17 protein-coding genes and 1 pseudogene are annotated in these 20,036 nt (G+C 58.5%); 9 read left to right on the top strand and 9 right to left on the bottom strand.

Annotation, left to right across the window (positions count from 1 at the left end; genetic code table 11):
* Window positions 1-2: 2 nt before the first annotated feature.
* From bioD to bioB, 4 genes are all read right to left on the bottom strand, one after another.
* A complete protein-coding gene (gene bioD / locus AXW67_RS02140; RefSeq protein ID WP_063676259.1) occupies window positions 3-635 on the bottom strand; it encodes a dethiobiotin synthase in 633 nt (210 codons plus the stop codon).
* Window positions 632-1,786 carry an 8-amino-7-oxononanoate synthase gene (locus AXW67_RS02135; RefSeq protein WP_063676257.1) on the bottom strand — a complete coding sequence of 385 codons (1,155 nt, stop codon included), beginning with the start codon at window positions 1,784-1,786 and terminating at the stop codon, window positions 632-634. The genes bioD and AXW67_RS02135 overlap by 4 nt, the downstream gene beginning before the upstream one ends.
* A gap of 90 nt (window positions 1,787-1,876) precedes the next feature.
* Window positions 1,877-2,230 (bottom strand): aspartate 1-decarboxylase, encoded by a 354-nt coding sequence (gene panD / locus AXW67_RS02130; protein ID WP_063676255.1) that lies wholly within the window; start codon window positions 2,228-2,230, stop codon window positions 1,877-1,879.
* Window positions 2,231-2,274: 44 nt separating this feature from the next.
* Entirely contained in the window at window positions 2,275-3,279 is a 1,005-nt protein-coding gene (bioB, locus tag AXW67_RS02125; protein ID WP_063676253.1) for a biotin synthase BioB, read from the bottom strand.
* Between the two features lie 730 nt (window positions 3,280-4,009).
* On the opposite strand from bioB, the gene AXW67_RS02120 reads away from it, so the two are divergent.
* The 4 genes from AXW67_RS02120 to AXW67_RS41510 all read left to right on the top strand — a co-directional run bounded on the left by AXW67_RS02120 (window position 4,010) and on the right by AXW67_RS41510 (window position 7,710).
* Entirely contained in the window at window positions 4,010-4,339 is a 330-nt protein-coding gene (locus AXW67_RS02120) for a Dabb family protein (RefSeq protein WP_063676250.1), read from the top strand.
* 105 nt (window positions 4,340-4,444) lie between these two features.
* Entirely contained in the window at window positions 4,445-5,842 is a 1,398-nt protein-coding gene (pabB, locus tag AXW67_RS02115; protein ID WP_063676248.1) for an aminodeoxychorismate synthase component I, read from the top strand.
* The gene (locus AXW67_RS02110) at window positions 5,839-6,435 is read left to right on the top strand and encodes an anthranilate synthase component II (RefSeq protein ID WP_063676246.1); all 597 of its coding nucleotides are present in this window, start codon (window positions 5,839-5,841) and stop codon (window positions 6,433-6,435) included. The genes pabB and AXW67_RS02110 overlap by 4 nt, the downstream gene beginning before the upstream one ends.
* Window positions 6,436-7,440: 1,005 nt before the next feature.
* Window positions 7,441-7,710, top strand: coding sequence for a hypothetical protein (locus AXW67_RS41510; RefSeq protein ID WP_145927364.1), 270 nt, complete (start codon window positions 7,441-7,443; stop codon window positions 7,708-7,710).
* A 117-nt stretch (window positions 7,711-7,827) separates the two neighbouring features.
* Here AXW67_RS41510 and AXW67_RS02105 read toward each other — a convergent pair whose 3' ends face one another.
* Complete coding sequence (locus AXW67_RS02105; protein WP_145927363.1) at window positions 7,828-9,963, bottom strand: prolyl oligopeptidase family serine peptidase; 2,136 nt, start codon at window positions 9,961-9,963, stop codon at window positions 7,828-7,830.
* A gap of 402 nt (window positions 9,964-10,365) precedes the next feature.
* Between AXW67_RS02105 and AXW67_RS02100 the strand changes: the two genes are divergently transcribed.
* Window positions 10,366-10,939, top strand: a 574-nt coding sequence (locus tag AXW67_RS02100; protein WP_245315372.1) for an outer membrane protein, incomplete at its 5' end; no start/stop codon positions are given.
* 227 nt (window positions 10,940-11,166) lie between these two features.
* Here the strand turns inward: AXW67_RS02100 and AXW67_RS02095 are convergent.
* Together AXW67_RS02095 and AXW67_RS02090 are read right to left on the bottom strand one after the other, a co-directional pair.
* Entirely contained in the window at window positions 11,167-11,946 is a 780-nt protein-coding gene (locus AXW67_RS02095; protein WP_063676244.1) for a helix-turn-helix transcriptional regulator, read from the bottom strand.
* 396 nt (window positions 11,947-12,342) lie between these two features.
* Window positions 12,343-12,567 carry a hypothetical protein gene (locus AXW67_RS02090; RefSeq protein ID WP_063676242.1) on the bottom strand — a complete coding sequence of 75 codons (225 nt, stop codon included), beginning with the start codon at window positions 12,565-12,567 and terminating at the stop codon, window positions 12,343-12,345.
* On the opposite strand from AXW67_RS02090, the gene AXW67_RS44725 reads away from it, so the two are divergent.
* From AXW67_RS44725 to AXW67_RS41505, 3 genes are all read left to right on the top strand, one after another.
* Window positions 12,560-12,688 carry a hypothetical protein gene (locus AXW67_RS44725; RefSeq protein ID WP_283806452.1) on the top strand — a complete coding sequence of 43 codons (129 nt, stop codon included), beginning with the start codon at window positions 12,560-12,562 and terminating at the stop codon, window positions 12,686-12,688. The genes AXW67_RS02090 and AXW67_RS44725 overlap by 8 nt on opposite strands.
* Window positions 12,689-13,133: 445 nt before the next feature.
* On the top strand, window positions 13,134-14,003 hold the full coding sequence (gene aepX / locus AXW67_RS02085; protein WP_063676241.1) for a phosphoenolpyruvate mutase: 870 nt from the start codon (window positions 13,134-13,136) through the stop codon (window positions 14,001-14,003).
* 227 nt (window positions 14,004-14,230) lie between these two features.
* Window positions 14,231-14,512 (top strand): pyridoxal phosphate-dependent aminotransferase family protein, encoded by a 282-nt coding sequence (locus AXW67_RS41505; RefSeq protein ID WP_145927362.1) that lies wholly within the window; start codon window positions 14,231-14,233, stop codon window positions 14,510-14,512.
* 259 nt (window positions 14,513-14,771) lie between these two features.
* Here the strand turns inward: AXW67_RS41505 and AXW67_RS02080 are convergent, their stop codons facing one another.
* Together AXW67_RS02080 and AXW67_RS02075 are read right to left on the bottom strand one after the other, a co-directional pair.
* Window positions 14,772-15,011, bottom strand: coding sequence for a hypothetical protein (locus AXW67_RS02080; RefSeq protein WP_145927361.1), 240 nt, complete (start codon window positions 15,009-15,011; stop codon window positions 14,772-14,774).
* Between the two features lie 714 nt (window positions 15,012-15,725).
* Window positions 15,726-17,888 carry a PQQ-dependent dehydrogenase, methanol/ethanol family gene (locus tag AXW67_RS02075; protein ID WP_161491211.1) on the bottom strand — a complete coding sequence of 721 codons (2,163 nt, stop codon included), beginning with the start codon at window positions 17,886-17,888 and terminating at the stop codon, window positions 15,726-15,728.
* A 1,301-nt stretch (window positions 17,889-19,189) separates the two neighbouring features.
* On the opposite strand from AXW67_RS02075, the pseudogene metK reads away from it, so the two are divergent.
* A pseudogene (gene metK, locus AXW67_RS02070) lies at window positions 19,190-20,036 on the top strand (methionine adenosyltransferase); the annotation flags it as partial.

Below are 20,036 nucleotides of genomic sequence, written 5' to 3'. Positions count from 1 at the left end.
ACCTAAGCCAGGAAATCATTGCGAACAAAGGAATTCTTGAACACGCAGTGCAGCGCGTCTGCTGTGAGCGGTTCAATCCAGGGCAGCCGCCCCAGCCAGCGCACCCGCCCGATGTCGCAAATCGCGCTCTCGCTTTCCGGATTTCTTCTCCCGATAAATGCAATTCCAAGGATGCGGATCTGCCGCTTTCGCAAAGCCTCGATCGAGAGCAGCGAGTGATTGATGGTCCCAAGCTCCGTGCTTGCGCAAAGCACAACGGGAAGCTGCCATCGCTGGAAGATGTCAATATAGAGGGTGGTACTGGTCAGCGGCACCATCAGTCCCCCGGCTCCCTCGATAATGAGCGGCCGCTCGCCGGCCGCCGGTACATTCAGCGAGTCAGCATCGATCCGAATCCCATCGAGTTCAGCAGAATGAAGAGGCGCAGCGGGCGTGCGAAGGCGGTAAAGCTCCGGCATGACGCGATCGGCCGAGAGGTTACCAAGGCGCGTGACGAGCTCGGTATCGGTCGCCTCCTCGAGCCCCGCCTGGATCGGTTTCCAATAGCTGGCTTCGATGAGGTGAGCGAGGCCGGCCGAAAAAACCGTCTTTCCGACCCCGGTTCCTGTGCCGGTGACGACGATCCGCGAGCTCACTGGATTTCACCTCGCGTCTCCTCGACCAGCGCATCGAGCATGGCACGCACGTCGTCCTCCCCCACGTTCAGTGTCAGTGAAATTCGCAAACGGGCCGTGCCAGGCGGCACCGTTGGCGGCCGGATCCCGCGGACATCGAAACCGCGGGCCTGGAGGGAAGAGGCAAGCCGCATGGCATGCGCATTGTCGCCGACGATATAGGGCACGATCTGCGAGTGTTGAGGACTTCGCAACCCGCGCACATCCATCTCCCGGTGTGTGAAGGTGACGAGGTCAGCAAGATTCCGCTGCCGCTCCGGCTCCTCCTGCAGAATCGCAAGCGCTTCCCGCACAGCGACGGCCATCAGCGGCGAGGGCGCGGTGGCGAAGATAAAGGGGCGGCAACGATTGATCATGAAATCGCGCAGCACGCCGGACGCCGTAACAAGCGCGCCTGAAGCACCCAGCGCCTTGCCGCAGGTATGAAGGACCAACAGATTCTCACGGCCCTCATAGGCCGCGGTCAGTCCCCGCCCCTGTTCGCCATAGACGCCCGTGGCATGGGCCTCGTCCACCATCAGGAACGCATCATGCCGGTCGGCGATCGCGACCAGATCTTCAAGAGGCGCGAAATCGCCGTCCATGCTGTAGAGGCTTTCGGCCACGATCCACACGCGCCCCATCCCACCCTCAGCGCGCCAATCACGGATTGAGCTTTCGACGGATTGGGGATCGTTATGAGCGGTGATGCGAACGTCGGCCCGGCCGGCTCGCGCGCCCTCATGAATACTGGCGTGCACGAGAGAATCGAGCACGAGCAGATCGCCCCGCTGCGGTACGGTAGACAGCACGGCAAAATTTGCGACATAACCGCCGCCAAAGAAGAGCGCGGCCTCCGCACCGAAGAATTTGGCGGCGTATGCCTCGAGCTGTTCATGCTCCTCGCAATTGCCGCGTAACAGCCGCGACCCGCCGGCTCCGATGGGGGTTCCGGCCTCGAGCGCAGCGGAGACGACTTGCTTCATGCGCGGCGCGCTGGCGAGCGCCAGATAATCGTTCGACGTAAAATCCACGCCCGCACGTGCCTTGAGTCCGCGCAGCCGATCCTCCTCTTTCAGAGCGCGCAGCGCTCCCGCGTATCTGGCAATCTTGGCCCCCTTGATGGCGTTCATTCCTCACCCGCGGCTAGCAACGTTCGAGCTCACAAGAGTTCTAATGGAGATCAAAGACCAGGCCCGCCGGGATCGGCGGCCTCTTGGCCCTCAAACTGACTGGACGCGATTGTCTCGATCAACCAGCACGATGCGCGGCTTGAAGGTTTTGGCCTCCTCCCCATCAAATGAGGCATATGCCACGATGCTGATCTTGTCCCCGGGCATACCCAGTCGCGCAGCCGCACCGTTCAGGTCGACCGCCCCCGAGCCTTGCGGCGCCTCGGTCACAAAGGTCGCAAAGCGCGCTCCAGTTTGCAGATTATAGATTTCGACGCGTTCGTTGATCAGGAACCCAGCAGCGTCGATGAGCGCACGGTCAATCGAAATCGAGCCCTCATAGTGGAGGTCGGATTCGGTGACCGAGGCGCAATGAATTTTGCCCTTCATGAGCGTAATCTGCATGGATCCCCCACCCTTATAGCTTCGCGTACAACGCGTCCGCTGCTCTATTTGCCTCGCGCAAGTCCCGACGTCATTCCGAGCTGCTCGAGCAGACGCGCGTCCCGCTCGGCTTGCGGGTTTCTGGTGGTCAGCAGCACATCGCCGATGAAAATCGAATTCGCGCCGGCCAGAAAGCACAGGGCCTGCAGTTCATCGCTCATGTACTGCCGCCCGGCGGACAAGCGCAGCACGCTTTTCGGCATCATGATCCGGGCTGTCGCAAGGAGGCGTACAAGCGCGATCGGATCGGGACGCTCGGCAGTATCATTGACCGGCACGCCCTTGACCTCGTTCCACAGGTTGATCGGGACGCTTTCCGGATGCGTGGGAAGGTTGGCGAGCAGCACGAGCATGCCGATCCGGTCCTCGATGCCCTCGCCCATCCCGATAATGCCACCGCAGCAGACCTTGATGCCCGCGTCCCGGACATGTGCCAGCGTGTCAATGCGATCCTGCAGGGTGCGCGTCGTGATGATCTTGCCGTAGAACTCCGGCGAGGTATCCACGTTGTGATTGTAGAAGTCGAGACCAGCCCCGGCGAGCCGCAACGCTTGCCTTGACGTCAGCATCCCGAGCGTGACGCAGGTTTCCATGCCAAGGTCCTTGACCGCGCTGACCATCTCGCAGACCCCTTCCAGATCGCGGTCTTTCGGATTGCGCCAAGCCGCGGCCATGCAGAAGCGGCTCGCGCCTGCGTTCTTGGCACGCTGCGCGGCGTCGACCACCTTGGCGCGATCCATCAGGCGGGTCGCCTTCACACCCGTCTCATAGGAGGCGCTCTGCGAGCAATAACCGCAATCTTCCGGACAGCCGCCGGTCTTGATGCTGAGCAGGCTCGCGGCTTCGACCTGGTTTGGATTAAAGTTCTGCCGATGGATGCTTTGGGCCTGAAACATCAGCTCGGCAAATGGCAGGCCATAGATCGCTATGGCGTCAGTGCGGCGCCAGTCGTTGCGAACCGGCGCGCTGTTATTGCTATCGCTCCGCTTCACTCCCACAGCAGCAACCATAAGATTGACCTCCCATCATAGAACGGCGCACCGAGGCGCAGCCCGCAAGCCTCATATACGGCTCGTCTGAACAATGAAACCGGCGACTTTCGGGCCCCCGCGCCCGCTTCAGGCGAATATTCGCCCCGATGCGCAGAAATTCATCGCGAAGATCAGACACGCGCCGAATCTGCGGCCTACCGCCGCAACGCCTCCCGGACGACGGGTGCGGCGCAACCCGTCTCGATCGTGTGGCTCTCGGCGCCGCCCGACCTGCCAATTTCTTCCAGAACCGTTGAAGACCTGAACTTTGCAACGCCATCCACCATTTCACTCGGATCGATACGGCCGAGCCCGACAATTTGGAGCGGCTACCATTTCTGATAGGGAGATGGAATTTTTGCTGGCAGCACCACCAAAGCAACGACTCGTCTGTTTGCCTGTTTTACGATGGTCTCGTTACCCAAAGGGCCTCTAATCTGACGTAGCGGCAGATTGAGCCTGAGAGCGGCGACTTCATTCTAACAACAGAGCCAGTCACACCGATCACACCTAAAAGCCCCCACTCATGCCGCGCATAGAGCCGTTGGCCTCGCCGAGGAACGGTCTCTAGCGCGATCGGTCACAGCGGGGGCGAACCGCCCGAACTCTCACTCATATGACGACCGCGACATCGCACTTTCGCCTAACTATTGCAGCGCGCTCGGTCTCAAGATAGTTAGGCAAACGGCATCCAACGACAGAGCCATCCATGATCCGCCACATCGTCTTGTTCACCGCCAGGGATAAGGACACTATCGAGCAGGTGATGGAGGGCTTGTCGGTTCTCACCATGATTCCGCATGCGCGCCGGATCGAGATCGCTCGCAATCGCAAGACAGATCAGCTCGGCAACGAGATCGACGTCGCCGTTTATGGTGAGTTCGACAATGAGACCGAACTTGCCGCTTACAAGGCGCATCGTCTTTATCAGGAATCGATCAGGCGGGTACGACCCTTACGGGAACTGCGCTTTGCGGCAGATTACGATGTCTCGACAGATGCGCGGTTCATGACCCGACGCGCTGGTAGCACTGGATAAGCTGCTGCCCGATGCAATCCCTGCCAGGTTCCCGACGCGCCTCTCCTTGCGGGATCACGATTGAAATGCGGTAGCGTTCGTATCCTTTAAGTGAATGATAGTCCCATGCACGTTAGCGAGCTGCAGTGGATAGATCCGGCTACGGCGATGCAGCGTCTGTCGGGTCGATCGCATCTCACATTTTTCGATAGTTCGGTGGGCGACAGTTTGCTCGGGCGCTACTCATTTCTGACCTGCGATCCTTTCGGCACCTATATGGTTGCGAATGGACGGCCGAGTTGGAACGGACAACGCCTTGACGACGACGATCCCTGGACGGTTCTTCGCGCGCTGCTTGCCTGCTACCCGCAAGAGCATCGCCCCGACCTTCCACCCTTCCAGGGAGGGGCCGCCGGTTTTCTTAGCTACGATCTGAACCAAACGTTGGAGCGATTGCCGGAGCTGGTCACGGGCGGTCGAGGCTTGCCTCAATCCATTCTGCATTTCTACGACGTCGTCCTTAGTTACGATCACCGCGAGAAGAGATGCTGGATCGTCTCGACCGGATGGCCCGCACAGAATCCCGCGCGTCGAGCAGTGCGTGCGCAGCGGCGCGCTGATGAATTTGCGGCGCTGCTTGAAGACACAAATCCGCTTCCAGACAGGGGCGCTGGCGGCGCCGGTCCGTGGCACTCCAATTTCAGCCGGCAGATCTATGGCGCGGCGGTCAGCCGGGTCGTTGACCTGATTCTGGCAGGCGACGTTTTTCAGGCCAATGTTGCGCAGCGGTTCAGCGCCCACCTGTCACCTTCATTCGATCCGCTTGCCTTCTACCGCCGGCTACGGTTGCTCAATCCGGCTCCTTTTGCAGCCCTCCTGCGCTATGGCCGACTGACCATCGCATCGAGCTCGCCGGAGCGATTTTTGAAGCTGGACGGAGGACGGGTGGAAACCCGACCCATCAAAGGCACGATCGCGCGCTGCGCTGATCCAAAAGAAGACCAGCGTCGCGCTGAAATGCTCGTTGCGTCCGAAAAGGACCGTGCTGAGAACATCATGATTGTCGACCTCCTGCGGAACGACCTATCGCGCGTTTGCACCCCGCATTCGGTCGAGGTTCCAGCGCTGTGCAATCTCGAATCCTATGCCTCGGTACACCACCTCGTCTCGATCGTTACAGGCGAGCTTGCCAAGGGCCAAGACGCCGTTTCCCTTCTTCAGGCCTGCTTTCCCGGCGGCTCCGTCACAGGGGCACCAAAGGTGCGAGCGATGGAGATTATCGCGGACATCGAGCGAGTGGCGCGCGAGGTGTATTGCGGAGCAATCGGCTATATCGGCTTCAACGGGCAGATGGACACCAACATTGCTATTCGCACTGTCACGATCGACGACGATCGAGCTGTGTTTCATGCGGGCAGCGGGATTACGGCCATGTCGGATCCGGAAGCTGAGTACGAGGAGACGCTTGCCAAGGCGCAGCGTCTGTTTGACGCATTTCGAGCCGAAGGACTTGGTGCGACTTGATCCTCATCATCGACAACTACGACTCCTTCGTTTTCAACATTGCCCGGTATTTCCAAAGGCTTGGTGAAGCGACGGAAGTGCGCCGCAATGATGCAGTGAGCATCAAGGACATCATTCGCCTCAGGCCCACGGCCGTGGTGATCTCCCCCGGTCCCTACACGCCAATCGAAGCCGGCATATCGACTGCAGTCGTTCGCGAATTTTCGGGTCACGTCCCACTTCTCGGCATCTGTCTCGGACATCAGTGCATCGGGAGCGTTTTTGGTGGACGCGTGGCACGAGCCCGTCGCCCCATGCACGGCCGCTTCTCCAACATAACGCACGATGGCACGGGGCTATTTGAGAATGTCTCCTCGCCCCTTTGCGTGGGGCGCTACCATTCTCTCATCGTCGAGCTCGATGAGCCTTGCACGCAAGACCTCATCGTGACAGCGCGTTCAGACGAAGGCGAGATCATGGCCATCGCGCATCGTCATGAACCGACCTATGGTCTCCAGTTTCATCCGGAGTCCATACTGACCCCACAAGGGCATTTGCTGCTGAAGAACTTCCTGCGGCTCGCAGGAGCCTCCCAGGACCGGAGCGATGTATAGACTCCGGTGTTGATCTAACGGAACTATCCAAAGAGCCTGCTGGAGGAGCCCCAAAAAAGCTTCGTTGAAGCAGGTGGATCGACTTGGTCGCCCGACGTGGCGCTAGCGTCGATGACCAAGGGGGATGCCGAGCTTTCGGGCCTTTTGACGCAACGATCCAGTCGTTCGCCGTGTAAGTTTCGCAATTTTCGTGACGGGTGTTTTCGCCTTCGAGTGTGCACGTAGCTCCTTGACGTCGGCCTTCGTGTACTCGCGACGCACAATCTTCTTCTTTACCGCCTTAGCCATAGTCACTCCGTTTGGGATCGTTCGAGACGCATCTAGCAGGAAGAATGTTAGCTGCCAAGCATGCGCGAGGATGCGACGTATCGCGTTACCTCACCAAGTTTTGAGCTGACTAACTGCCGCCGGAGGAAACTCATTGGATTGAGCCGCGGTGTGAAAAGCAGGCCGACCGACGGTAGCAGAACTCCAATTGAGAATATTCTATTGGCTGACGACAGGGACGCCAGGAGAAGTAGCAGAAGACTTTCTGGAAAGTTGCAGGTTTGCGTTGAGTGGCTGAAGCCGCTTGCCTTCCAGCGAGATCGCCCTCTACTGAGTAATCGCAGGGGCCTCCCCCAAGCTACAGCGCTGCGCAGCTCCTTATTTGTTGTCAACAAACATCTCAGTCTGCTGGGTCTTTAACTCAGGTCTCAGCACTTTTCGATTGTCCGCTCAGCACGATGCATCAGACCGGGCTCGCCGTACGGCCTAAACAGTGGGGCGATGAAACGCCTGCAAAGGTATAAAGTCGATACCCCACACCATCATAAGCTATATTCTATTCAGCTACTTAGTGGTGATTGATAGTCGCATTGACCGCCGCACTCATCGCGAGTGTCGCGGCGGAAATCGTTTCCTTGGCCTATACCTACCCATGCAATCTCGGCTACGCAGGCCCGACCTTGGTCACAACTCGGAGTTTTCTAGGCTCCTCCTGCCACTGGCTTGCACGCCTGCAAGATGAGCCGCTCAATCCACAGCCGCGTGGTCACTCTCCCGGCGCTCAAAACCCCACAAGCCGTGCCGCGGGGGCGCTGGCGATTGCGATCTGCCCTCGTCAGGCTTTCCCCTCCCGGCAGATTTAGCCAAGCGAGCAAGGTGATCCGGAACGCCGATATCGAGCCGATCGACCATCAATACTGGTGGAAATGGAAGGCGTATCTCAATGATTCAGAAGCCCTGGCCATCACCCAATGGCAATTTTTTCCGGGCCGGCAGATCGCCATGTGAGGTCAGGCACAAGCTTCTTGCGCATTGGGCCATTTCGAATGGAGCGTATGCGAGTTGCCGATGGCTTGTGCAAGCCGCCGGTCTCGCGCTGATCGAGGCCCACGCGTTCTTGAGCTATCATTCTGGTGTTTGAGGCGTCATAGGAGGCGGGTTTGCTAGAGCGTCCTCGTCCAGCCAGCCGATCTTACTCTTCAGGAATTGCAAGCCCAGGACTTGAAACCCGGCAAATTCCTTGTGGTCCCGGCCGTAGCCGTGGCCGCCTGCGGCTAGCTCATACAAATAGGCCTCATAGCCCATCGCCTGCAGCTTCGCTACCATCTTGCGAGCGTGCCCGGGGTGAACGCGATCGTCGCGCCGCGTGGTGGCGATGAGAATCGGCGGATAGCTTTGTCCGGGCTTGGCGGCGTGATAGGCGGAATAGGCCTTAAGCCACTGCCATTCGTCAGGGTGATCGGGGTTCCCATACTCCGCGATCCAGCTTGCCCCAGCTAGAAGCTTGGTATAGCGGCGCATGTCTATCAGCGGGATCGTGCAGAACAGCGCGCCGAACCGTTCAGGATAGCGTGTCAGCATGTTGGCAATGAGAATGCCGCCGTTTGATCCGCCCTCCGCGGCGATGCGCTTGGGCTGCGTGACGCCGCGGCGCACGAGGTCGGCGGCGACGGCTGCGAAATCGTCATGCGACAGCCTCTTTCCGGCGAGCCGGCCCGCATCATGCCAGCGCGTACCAAACTCGCCGCCGCCGCGCAGGTTCGCCTGCACGGTCGTGCCGCCGCGCTCGAGCCACAGCTTGCCTAGCGCGGAATTGTAGTACGGCCTCACCGAGGCGCCGAAGCCGCCGTAACCGCTCATATGGACGGGCGCATCACCGCTCTCGCCAACGGGACCGGTCTGCACATAGGGGATGCGCTCGCCATCGATTGAAATGGCCTCGTGCTGGGTGACCAGGAGCCCGTCAGCGGTAAAGGTTTTTGGCGCCTGTTTGAGCACGGTCGGACTAGCGATTTCAGTTTCGATCAGCCTCAGCGAAGGTGCTGTGAGCGGATCCTGGCTCTTGACCAGCAAGTCGCCGTTGCTTTCGGACGGATCGCGATCAAGGGGCCAAACGTCAACCACGCCGATATCCGGAAATCCATGCAATTGCTGCCGAGTCCAGCCATTGGCCGACGGCGTACAGATCTCGAAGACCGGCCGCAGTTCATCGAGAATGCAAAGCACAAGCTTATCAGCACTCCAAAAGAACCTCTGCAGCGCGCGACGGGGCTCAGGCACGAACAGAACCTCGAACTGACGGCTGCCTGCCAGGAACGCGGGTAACGAGATCGCAAGCACCGTGTCGGCGGCATAGGTCTGCCCTGCCACAGACCAGGCCTCGCGAGGTTTGACGGCAAGCCAGTCGCGGTGGGCCAGTATCCACACGTTGCTGGGCAGGTCGAGTTTCGTCGTGGCGCCTGCTTTATCGCCGAGCCAGGTGGCGACGTTGAAGAAGTCCTTCTGATCGACAAACCACATCCGCGGCAGCGCGACAGTATGGTCGACACCGCAGTTCACCCCCAGATGATCGGCGGTGGTTTCAAAGATCACTGGCGCTTCATCGGCATGTGTTCCACGCTGCCACAGTCTCACCGTACGCGCATAGCCGGAACCTGTTGCCATGCTCCTTCCATATGCGCTCGTCAGTACCAGCGTATCGGCATCGAGCCATTCGGCCCTGCCTTTGGCTTCCGGCAAGGTGAAACCATCGCGGACAAAGCTCTTCGTCTCGGTGTCGAACTCACGTAAAAGGACAGCATCACTGCCGCCGCGCGACAGACTGAGAATGGTCCGCGGCTGATTGCCAGGCAGGGAGGTCGTCGCGCTCAGAAGCCAGTCCTCGCCTTCGCTGGCCGCGAGCTGATCGATGTCGAGCAGGACCTCCCATGAGGGGTTGACGTTGCGAAACTCTCCCAGAGTGGTGCGCCGCCACAGGCCGCGCGGATTGGCCGCATCCTTCCAGAGATTATAGAGATAGCCGCCGCCGCGACTGACATAAGGGATATTGTCCGGCCGGTCATAGATCGATGTCAACGTATCGCGATCGTGCTCGAATGCCGCTCCGCCGAATGTCTGAAGTGTTCTGGAATTCTGCCGATCGACAAATTTGAGCGCCCGCGCACCTTCTATCTGTTCCAACCACAGATGGGGATCATCGTCCGGAGCGGAGAGCGTCGGCTTCCCCGCCCGCGACTTTGTCGACGAGCTTATTTTGACCACTCTTCACTCCAACGCCGGCATCGATGCGCAGTTTTGATACGTCATTGATCGAGACGCGATCGATGCTTCTCATCACGTAAGCTTCGTCACGACTTCACATCTACAACGTGACGCTACGTGAGATTCAAGGCCTTCTTTCGAAATCAATGTTGCGCTCCCGTTACAGCAATTCGCATTGCCGCTGGTAAGACGCTTTCCGGCTGGGGGCCAGCCAAAGGACTGAAGCTCGAGATGAAGAAGTTGTTGCTTGTGACTGCCAGCATGATCGCCCTTAGCGCGGTGGCGCCCGCATTCGGTGCGGATCTCGCTGCGCAGCCTGTCTACACCAAGACGCCGCCGCCGCCACCCGTCGTCGTCGCGTACTACGATTGGAGTGGCTTCTACGCGGGTCTCAATGGCGGNTTGGGGTTCGAGCCACAACTCCTGGGATTTCGCAGGCACAACGCCCGAGGGCTCACATGACGCAAACGGCGGCACGGTTGGTGGGCAGATCGGCTATCGCTGGCAAATTGGTCAGACAGTGATTGGCGTCGAGGCTCAAGGCAACTGGGCCGACTTCAGCGGCTCCAATGTCAGCACCGCCTTTCCAAGCGACAGCAATCACACCAGGGTCGACGCGTTTGGCTTAATGACTGGCCAGTTCGGTTATGCCTTCAGCAACGTACTCCTTTACGCCAAGGCGGGCGCTGCGGTGACGAGCAGCACCTATCAGGTCAACTCTGTCCCACCCGGCACGCAGCTTGCGAGCGCAGACACGACTCGTTGGGGTGGCACGGTTGGCGCCGGAATCGAGGTCAACGTTGCGCCGAACTGGTCAGTTGGCATCGAGTACGATCACGTGTTCATGCCGACTAGCGACGTGAACTTCACCGCAGCCGGTGGCGGTGCGTTCGGGAACGATCGCATCCGCCAGGATTTTGATCTTGTGACCGCACGGCTCAATTACAAGTTCGGCTGGCCGGTGGCTCTCAAGTAATCATCGCTTCGCCTTCCCCTTGGCGATCAGGAGCCCCGGCCGGCGGCCGGGGCTTTCCACTGCCAGGACAGGACGTGCCAGCCGCGGCATGCTATCGGGGTTCAAACAGCGACATGTGCCACTCGCGAAGCCAGCGAATATGCCTCTGCAGCTCCGCAGGGCCTGCCACCCCGCGCGAGGTCGTTTTGCGCAACTTTCTCATTGCACTCGCAAGCGCCCGTTCGAGTTTACGCTGCGCGTTCCGCTACCTGCGCTTGGGCGGCTGTTCCCGCGCCTGAGACTTCGAGGAGGCCTAGGCGAAGCGCTTTGACGAGACTTTGGGTCCGGTTCGTTGTACCCGTCTTTCGTATCGCGTTCTTCAAGTGAAAGTTGACGGTATTCTCGCTGATCTTCAGGATCACGCCAATTTCCCAAGACGATTTGCCTTCTCCCACCCATCGCAGACAGTCTTTTTCCCGTTCGGACAGAGTCATTCTTCGATCGCAATCACTGGCCGACGGCCGCACGATCTCCGCAAAAGCGATATGAAAGTGCCAGGCCAGCGCATTGAGGCGGCTCACATGGTACTGAGGATTGGCATCGTCGAACTGGGATGCAAATGCTACGACAGAAACCCGGCCGGACGGCCCAAATAGCGGCACGCTGATGCCATGCTTGAGCCCAGCCTCTCTGGCCTCATCCAGCACTCGTTGCTCCCCCGGTTCGAGCTGACATTGTTGACCAAGTTCGTCCCACAGAAACGGGCCCGAAACCGTTGGCGTCCGCCGAACCGCCGGGTCGATGGCGTAGTACTTGCGTTCCAGGTACCGCCGGCACCACTCGGGCGGACCTTTCATCGCGACCATGGGTGGCGGATGGCCGGGTAAGCGAAGCGGCTCTGTAAAGGTCACTGCTCCGTATGCCACTTCACTGAAGCCCTCCTCGCTCGCACAGCTGACAAGCAGATCGAACAGGGCCTCAAGGGACTGCGTTCGATTCGCACATTCGACGAAGCTGAATAGGTCCATATGGCACCTCACGAGGCCCGCTCAAATGCCGAACTTGCGCCGTTCGAGCATGCCGACCTTAGATTGGCTACACTCCCATCCGGCTCGCGAGGCGGAGGGCGCGAATACGACAAGCGCGTCGCACTAGGCACGGCCATGCGATACAGGTGGAACAGCTTAAGCGACGCCCTGTTGTCCGCACCCGTGACCGACGCTCTATCGACCTTGTCCACGCCCAACTCGGGGATGCTCGCACATGAGGTGCCTGCCCCGATCTGAAGTCTTGTTCGGATTCCCTCGCACATCTTTGCGAGCCGCAGCGCTCCGATCGACTTGTTGATGTGCGCTCAGACTGCGTTGCGCCGCCGAGGGTTGTACGTTTAAACAGAGCTGAAATCGGCAGAGCCACATCCGCTATTACTTCAGGTTGGCGTTCGCTAGGCGGCCGGGCCGCGATCCGACGCTGGCGGATGTGAGATCGGTCAGAAGCGTAGCCAGAACGGCTACGAAGTTCAGAACCTCGCCTGAAAGATTCGCGGCGCCTGCAGTATCGGCGGCAAGCACGGCAACCCCGCCCTCGACTTTCCCGCACGATCCCACGGCCACTTCTAACACGAGTACACCGAAGTGGCCGATGACCATTGGCGCTTCGGCCCTTGATAATATCTGTGACCAGCTGCTCGCGGACTTGCGCGGCGTCGGGAACCTTTTTGATGCAGAGGACATCGTGCATGCGCTTCTCCAGGACATCGCAGCGATCTGAAATCAAAACAGCAAATTCCGTACCAGACTCGCCGTGCGCGAAAACTTCAGGCTTTCTTACACGGATTGTGGATTGGCAACGCGTGATCGGCACATGGATGTACTTGCGACCAGGTCGACAATGCGACAATGCCATTGAAGCACCCGCGACATCGATTGACATGGATCAACAATGTTCCGGTCTTCAGAACATCCGGCCGTCGCCCGTTGATCAACGGGTGAGCGCACAAAGAAGCCTAAGCGCTTGCACCGCTCGCTCCGAGCGAGATGCAAAACTTGGTACCCCGGTCAACTACCAAGCCTAGCGATTGATGGAGGTGACCGGTACGTGCCAATGAATAACCAATCATAGTCGCGCAGGTCACACGTCACGGAGGTCCGGCATGCTGGATAGAGCTGTTCGCGCCAACGGACGTGATCGGTGCGCTGACGCGCCGCCTGCAGAGATGCTGAGAGCTCAAGTCTGCTCGACCGGCGAACTTTCCTTTCTCATGGAAGCCCATGACGGACTTTCGGCCGCAATCGCAGAACGGGCTGGTTTCAAGGGCCTCTGGGCGTCCGGCCTATCAATTGCCTCCTCTCTCGGTTATCGCGACGCTAATGAGGCTTCGTGGACCCAGCTGGTCGATGTGGTCGAGCGCATCGTGGACTCAACCACCCTGCCTGTGCTCGTTGACGGTGATAGTGGCTTCGGCAATTTCAACAATGCGCGCCTCCTGGCACGCAAACTCCGTCAGCGGGGAGCTGCGGGGATTGCACTTCAGGATAGCTGTTTTCCCAAAATGAACTCGTTCCTGGGGGAGCGGCATCCGCTGGCCGAGGTAGATGAATTCTCCGGCCGTCTGCGAGCCGTGAAGGATACAACCGGACCAGACCTCGTCCTAGTGGCCCGGACAGAGGCGTTGATCGCCGGCCGTGCCCTGGATGACGTCATTTTGCGCGCTCACGCTTTTGCCGATGCTGGAGCCGATGCAATTCTTATCCATTCGCGAAAAAGCACAGCCGACGAGGTTCTGTCGTTCGCGAAAGCCTGGCGAAACCGGGTGCCTGTGGTGATCGTTCCAACGAAATACTATCGCACACCGGTCTCAGCCTACCGTGATGCGCGCATCTCCACAGTGATCTGGGCAAACCACTCCATGCGAGCTGCAATCGTGGCAATGCGCCGGGCCTGCGATCGCATCATCGCGCGGGAGGGTATTGCCAGCATTGAGCCCCATATCGCGCCACTCGAGGAAGTGTTCCAGCTGCTGAGGTATGACGAACTCGCCCGGGCAGAATGGAGGTACCTTTATCCCGACGACCCGCGGAAATAGGTCATCGACCACAAGCACCCGAAGATTGTCGAGACTCGCAATCTACGCACGCACACTTGCCAAGCCCCAGCAATGTACTTTCTTCCCATTGTGTTTCGTCGGTCGAGAGATCTCTTCCAGAACACGCGAGAACTTTGCGCCACGACAGGAAAACGTCAACGTTTTGGATGCAACTATAGCGCGCACGTTGACACAACGGATGCTCTTATTCGAGTCTTCGGCGACCGTTGCCCGCCAAAGCTGCCGCCGGAGAGCGTGCGACGAGCAGCGACGAGATCATCGATCTGATCGCCGGAGAACTCTGGAGCGAGACAGCTCCATCGACGCGCAAACGCACGACAGCTGCGATTGCTCACAACGTCAACCGCTACACTGATGCGATTGGTCTAATGGAGTTGCGCCAAGCGATTGCTTGCGAGATTTCCGCCGACCCCGCTCGAAGCTGGTCGGCGGAGGAAATTGCGGTGACGAGCGGCTACAAAGGGCCAACAATTCGGAAAGGGAATTAACGATCAAAGGGCGGTCGCGTACCAAGGCGCCACCGATACGAACTGGCCATCTCGCTGGCCGCAAAGCGGTCATCCACGCCGCAGGAGATTCCAAAGCCACACAAGATCTAACCCCAATGTCATTGCAGATGTGGGCTGCGGCATCACTCGACGTCGTGAGTTCCAACTAGAATTGCGCGCCGCGTCGCCAACGCAGACGAACGGCCCATTGATCCTTTCTAGTTTGAAATCTATTTCCCCGCCTGCTGCGCAGGGAGGTCTATTTTTCTTTCGATCTCAGTGGATTGTAGCAGCGCGCGAGGGCGGCCAATTCAAAGCCGATGACGTCGCCCGCGCGCTGTTGCTGAACACCGGTGTCGCAACAGTTGCTGGCCCAGCCTTTGGCGATCCCAGAAGGCTTATGGGATTGACTTATGTTGCTTGGCAGAGGCTTGCGGCGCGTGAGCTCAACTCTGAACGAGTGGTACTGAGTCTTGGCCTCCGCAAGTGCCTGCATCATGAATAGCCTCAACATGGCGCCCGGAATTCTGTGCAGCATGGTCGCGTCAACGGCATCTGATCAATACGCGGTGGAGACCGCCAAGCGAAGTACATGGCGCTCATGGCCGACCGGTTTTTTGCTCGATCGACCGTCGGCGACCACGAGCTGAGAAGCATGCCTCTGGGAATACCTCAGACCGTTTCGGATCAAGCGAGCGGCGAGGCCCGTTTAGCCAAACAGGTTTCAGCCAGACCACAACGCGCCAGCGCCGCATCCCATCGGAGAGGGTCGTTCTAGGACCGTCCATGACGGCCTGAAACGGCTGCTTTCTGAAGTCTCGGGTGACGCTGCCGTATCCTAGCGCCGCAGGCCTGAGCCAAGGCATTCTCCCGCCCCATTGCATTCAAAGGGCACACTGCGCGGTCACGCCTACCCGAGGTTAGGTGGCAACGCAATTCTCATTCACTCGCGAAGAAGCACCGCGGACGAAGTGCTTGTATCTGCAAGTGTGGTAGAATCGGTTGCGTCCTGATCGTTCATTGCACACCGGCCTCCTCGTAGTGGAATCATTTCCATAGTGATTTGGGCCAATCACTCGATGCGCGTGCAGCAATGGCAGTGCGCCGCACCTGCAATGCGCGGCATCGCAAAGGAAGGTGTCGTAAGCATTGAGTCTCATATCGAGACGCTCGATCAGGAGACTGATTACTTGCCAGTCCCGAACTTCGCGACCTAATGGTCGCTTTCTTGGCTGGCCTTGATCAAATAGGTTCGTATTGCTGTCGCATCGTCCGCCGACAATATAGTGCTGAAGTTACCCATCCCCTTATTGGCACGAATTCCGCCGAGAACAATATCGAAGAATTGGCGTTGTGCCGCCTCTCGCAGGGGTATCAAGCTTGGCGCGTTACCGCCAACATGACACGTTGCGCAATTTTGCTCGAAAAATTGGCGCCCTTTGCTCACCAGCCTTTCGGTGACTTGCGACATCTGTGCGGGCGGCAATGCCCGCGATTCCATCCCAGCGGCGGTCTGAGATTGGGTTGGTGGGGGGACGATATTTTTGTCGAGCTGTAGCGCGACAACTCGTGACTTCGCGCCATCGCTGCGATCGCCTGCGAGGAACGCCACATATTGAACGCCACCGGCCATGTACGTCATTGGTGCCGCCACGATCGGATTCCCTACGAACATGGTTTTTAGAAGTGCCCCATTGCTGGCGTTTCGCACGTCGAACGTTCCGTCAAGATGGCCTTCGAAAACTAGATCGCCCGCGGTGGACATTACACCGCCAGGACGGCCGACGCGATTCTTGTACTGGTTGTTCCGAGTTGTTTCCGCCTCCCATTCGATCTTCCCGCTTACGGGATGCATCGCACGCAAAAAAGATTGAGGTGGAGTTTCGGGTTGGCCTTTGAGGACTTCCTCCGCGTCCGGGCAGGCGGGAAATGCGGTCTCGCACATAAAGTCGAAATGACCATTCGCATCGGGCCAACCTAAGTTGACATGATAATTGGGACGCGCTTTCTTGTAGGAAAACGGTTCGGGAGATAACCCGAATACCATGCCCATTTCCAACACTGGGATATACACTAAACCAGTTTCACGATTAAACGCCATTGGCTGCCAATTGTGCCCGCCACCAACATTTGGAAATATGAGACGCGGAGATTTCCAATATCGAGCTTGATCACTCACGATGGGGCGACCCGTTTTCATATCCACTCTGGAGGCCCATGTGAGTTTTCTCAAGTAGGGCCGTGCGGACAGAAGTTCGCCGGTAACGCGGTCCAAGACGTAGAAGAATCCATTTTTTGGAGCCTGCATGATGACCTTGCGGACCTTCCCGCGAACGCGAATGTCTGCGAGAATTATTTTTTGGGTGGCGGTGTAGTCCCAACTCTCGCCCGGTGTGGTCTGGTAGTACCATTTGAGGCGACCGGTTTTCGGATTGATGGCCAATATTGAGGAGAGAAATAGGTTATCACCGCCACTTGGACTTCGAATGATCTGGGGCCACGGACCACCATTTCCGGTGCCCACATAAAGAAGATTTAGCTCTGGATCGTATGCCATGCCGTCCCACACTGTGCCGCCAAGGCCTGCGTCCCAACGGCTGTCTTTATCCCAAGTCTTGGCGGCCATCTTGAGCTCCGGGTGCTCGAAGCTGTGGCGTGGGTCCCCGGGGACCGTAAAAAACCGCCACGCCAACTTGCCAGTCCGAATATCGTAAGCACTTATGTAGCCTCGGGCATCAAAATCAGCGCCAGCGTTTCCGATAACTACCAGATCGCCGGCGATGTAGGGCGCACCCGTGCTCGTGTAGGCGCGAGATCTGTCAATGATTGTATCAGCTTTCCAGGTGACACCTCCCGTCGTCGCGTCGAGGGCGTATAGCGATCCGTCAAACGCCGCCACATACACTCGACCTTTCCAAAAGGCGACCCCGCGATTAACGGGACCGCAGCAAGCTTTCGCGTATAAGTTTGCAAAACTTCCCACGCCGGGATCAAAGCGCCAAAGTTGTTGGCCTGTTTCCGCATTAAGCGCATAAACCATGCCTGCGATGCTGCTGACATACATGATATCGTCCACGACTATCGGCGTGGCCTCCAGCCTCGATGAACCTTCGATGTCGCTCGACCAGGCATATCCAAGCTTACCTACGTTATGCCTGTTGATCTGTTTGAGCGGAGAGTCGTAGCTTTGCCGCCAGTCGCGTCCACCGGTCATCCATTGGCCGGGCTCCTCGTCAGCTTTGAACAACGGGTGTACAGACACGACGCCGGTCGCGTGTGAAGCACGTGGCCCAAAAGATGTGGCGGTGAGCCGTGAGAAAGGTAAGGAGAGAATGATCGCGGCTCCAATGACTGCCTTTTGTTTTTTTGTGACCATCTTCACGTCCCTAATGATAATTGAGTGATCGACACATATCCGCGCAGTTGTGATCGCTCGCATCATTCGTTGATGATGTCGGCCGGACCCGCGCCCACCCCAACAACGGCAACGCTGCTAGCATCTTATCGAGTGCGGCGTGTGCCAAATTCTGGCTCCAAGTCTCCAGTGTCTTGATCCCAAGATGGATGCTTGAGCGAATATGTAAAGTGAGGCGCTCTTGCGCATCCCTCCAGAATTGGTAGTGATGCTTTTTTCGTTTCGCTATATTCTTCACCATCGATATCGGCTTAGAGGTGGCGGCGAATCTGAAACTGACGGTTCGAGAACACTAGAGATCTTAAGAGCTCTCCAGAACCTTGTACGCAAGGGAGAGCACTAAATTCGGAAGATCGGGGGTGCACACGAGACATCCGATAGACAATACAAAGCTCCCATCGGCGCTTACAAATTCCGGGGTGGTACGCCGATTGCTGAGATGAGAAATAGCGAGCCAGCGCATCGAGTTCGTGCCAGGAGATTTGCGATGAAGTTTGCTCGATTGATCCTCATGAATCGCTGACGAGGTTTGTGCTTGCTACTCCAGCGGCGAACATCAGTGTCGCGGTTCCCGCAAACTTCACCAAGTCGAACAAGAAGATTACTGTAGCTTTCGAACAATAACTCCGACCATGAGCCCGAGCTTCGGCGCAAACGGTCGAGTTTGTATTAAGATCACCGCAGGTGCGCCGCTTCAGGTGGTCCTCCCGTTCGGTTGGAAAAGCGTCGGTTGAGGAACATATCGCTTGAAAGTCATGGAAGGATCATGAGCATGAAGTTCGTCGACTCTTCATCGCACGGCTCCGTAACGCCGACTGTTTTCATGATGAGTTCGAAAGGATCCTCGAACATAGGCCAGGTCTATTGAGCGATGCCAGGTTCTCGTTCGACGTGAAAGTAAGCTTTTCCGCCGGATTTCTATCGAGAAGTCCCGTGTCCCGCCAAAGCGAAAATCGATAGGGGCCAATTGCTCGCGACCAACGGGCGCGTCCGATCTCGGGTGAGTGCCGACCCGCCCCCGGGCGCCGACCTTCAGGAGATTTGACGACTACCAATTACATGGTTCAAAACGGCCGCACTCTGGATGCCGCCAGGGACGTGCTGCAAAAGCACAATGGGCTCTGATTTTTCGACGACTCCTACGTCATCTCGCGCCGGCGTGATTGACATCATCCAAGGCCTAAACAATCCAAGGGTTGAACAATCCAAGGCTTAAACATCGCAAACGACCGCCGCGAGCGGCGGAACTACGGGGTTACTTGATGCGCGCGTCCTATCTCTTCACCAGCGAGTCCGTGTCTGAAGGCCATCCGGACAAGGTCTGCGACCGGATCTCCGACGAGATCGTCGATCTGTTCTACCACGAAGGGCCGAAGGCCGGCATTGACCCGTGGCAGATCCGCGCCGCCTGCGAGACGCTCGCGACCACCAACAAGGTGGTAATCGCCGGCGAGACGCGCGGTCCGAAGTCGGTCACCAACGAGCAGATCGAGAGCGTCGTGCGCGGCGCGATCAAGGACATCGGCTACGAGCAGGAAGGCTTCCACTGGAAGACCTGCGACATCGAGATCCTCCTGCATCTGCAGTCGGCCGACATCGCCCAGGGCGTCGATGCGCCGCAGCCGGGTGAGGTCAAGGAAGAGGGCGCCGGCGACCAGGGCATCATGTTCGGCTACGCCACCAACGAGACGCCCGACCTGATGCCGGCGCCGATTTTCTATGCCCACAAGATCCTGCGCCTCATCTCCGAAGCGCGCCACTCCGGCCGCGAGAAGGTGCTGGGCCCGGACTCCAAGAGCCAGGTCACCGTGCAGTACGAGAACGGCAAACCGGTCGGCGTACGCGAGATCGTGGTCTCGCACCAGCATCTGGTTCCGGACCTCACCTCCAGCCAGGTCCGCGACATCGTCGAGCCCTATGTGCGCGAGGCGTGCCGAAGGACTGGATCAACGGCAAGACCATCTGGCACATCAACCCGACCGGCAAGTTCTACATCGGCGGTCCCGACGGCGACTCCGGCCTGACCGGCCGCAAGATCATCGTCGACACCTATGGCGGCGCGGCCCCGCATGGCGGCGGCGCGTTCTCCGGCAAGGATCCGACCAAGGT

This window comes from Bradyrhizobium neotropicale (assembly GCF_001641695.1).
Lineage (GTDB): Bacteria > Pseudomonadota > Alphaproteobacteria > Rhizobiales > Xanthobacteraceae > Bradyrhizobium > Bradyrhizobium neotropicale.
Note: the sequence above shows the minus strand (reverse complement) of the source record. Positions and strands in the feature narration are given on the sequence as shown.

Excerpts from the sequence above, each read along its gene's own strand:
- bioB (WP_063676253.1), bottom strand. The coding sequence starts at position 3,279 with ATGGTTGCTGCTGTGGGAGTGAAGCGGAGCGATAGCAATAACAGCGCG.
- pabB (WP_063676248.1), top strand. The coding sequence starts at position 4,445 with ATGCACGTTAGCGAGCTGCAGTGGATAGATCCGGCTACGGCGATGCAG.
- AXW67_RS02135 (WP_063676257.1), bottom strand. The coding sequence starts at position 1,786 with ATGAACGCCATCAAGGGGGCCAAGATTGCCAGATACGCGGGAGCGCTG.
- AXW67_RS02095 (WP_063676244.1), bottom strand. The coding sequence starts at position 11,946 with ATGGACCTATTCAGCTTCGTCGAATGTGCGAATCGAACGCAGTCCCTT.
- AXW67_RS02075 (WP_161491211.1), bottom strand. The coding sequence starts at position 17,888 with ATGGTCACAAAAAAACAAAAGGCAGTCATTGGAGCCGCGATCATTCTC.
- AXW67_RS02090 (WP_063676242.1), bottom strand. The coding sequence starts at position 12,567 with ATGGTCATCGGCCACTTCGGTGTACTCGTGTTAGAAGTGGCCGTGGGA.
- AXW67_RS44725 (WP_283806452.1), top strand. The coding sequence starts at position 12,560 with ATGACCATTGGCGCTTCGGCCCTTGATAATATCTGTGACCAGCTGCTC.
- AXW67_RS41510 (WP_145927364.1), top strand. The coding sequence starts at position 7,441 with ATGAGCCGCTCAATCCACAGCCGCGTGGTCACTCTCCCGGCGCTCAAA.
- AXW67_RS02080 (WP_145927361.1), bottom strand. The coding sequence starts at position 15,011 with ATGATGCAGGCACTTGCGGAGGCCAAGACTCAGTACCACTCGTTCAGA.
- aepX (WP_063676241.1), top strand. The coding sequence starts at position 13,134 with ATGCTGAGAGCTCAAGTCTGCTCGACCGGCGAACTTTCCTTTCTCATG.
- AXW67_RS02120 (WP_063676250.1), top strand. The coding sequence starts at position 4,010 with ATGATCCGCCACATCGTCTTGTTCACCGCCAGGGATAAGGACACTATC.
- panD (WP_063676255.1), bottom strand. The coding sequence starts at position 2,230 with ATGCAGATTACGCTCATGAAGGGCAAAATTCATTGCGCCTCGGTCACC.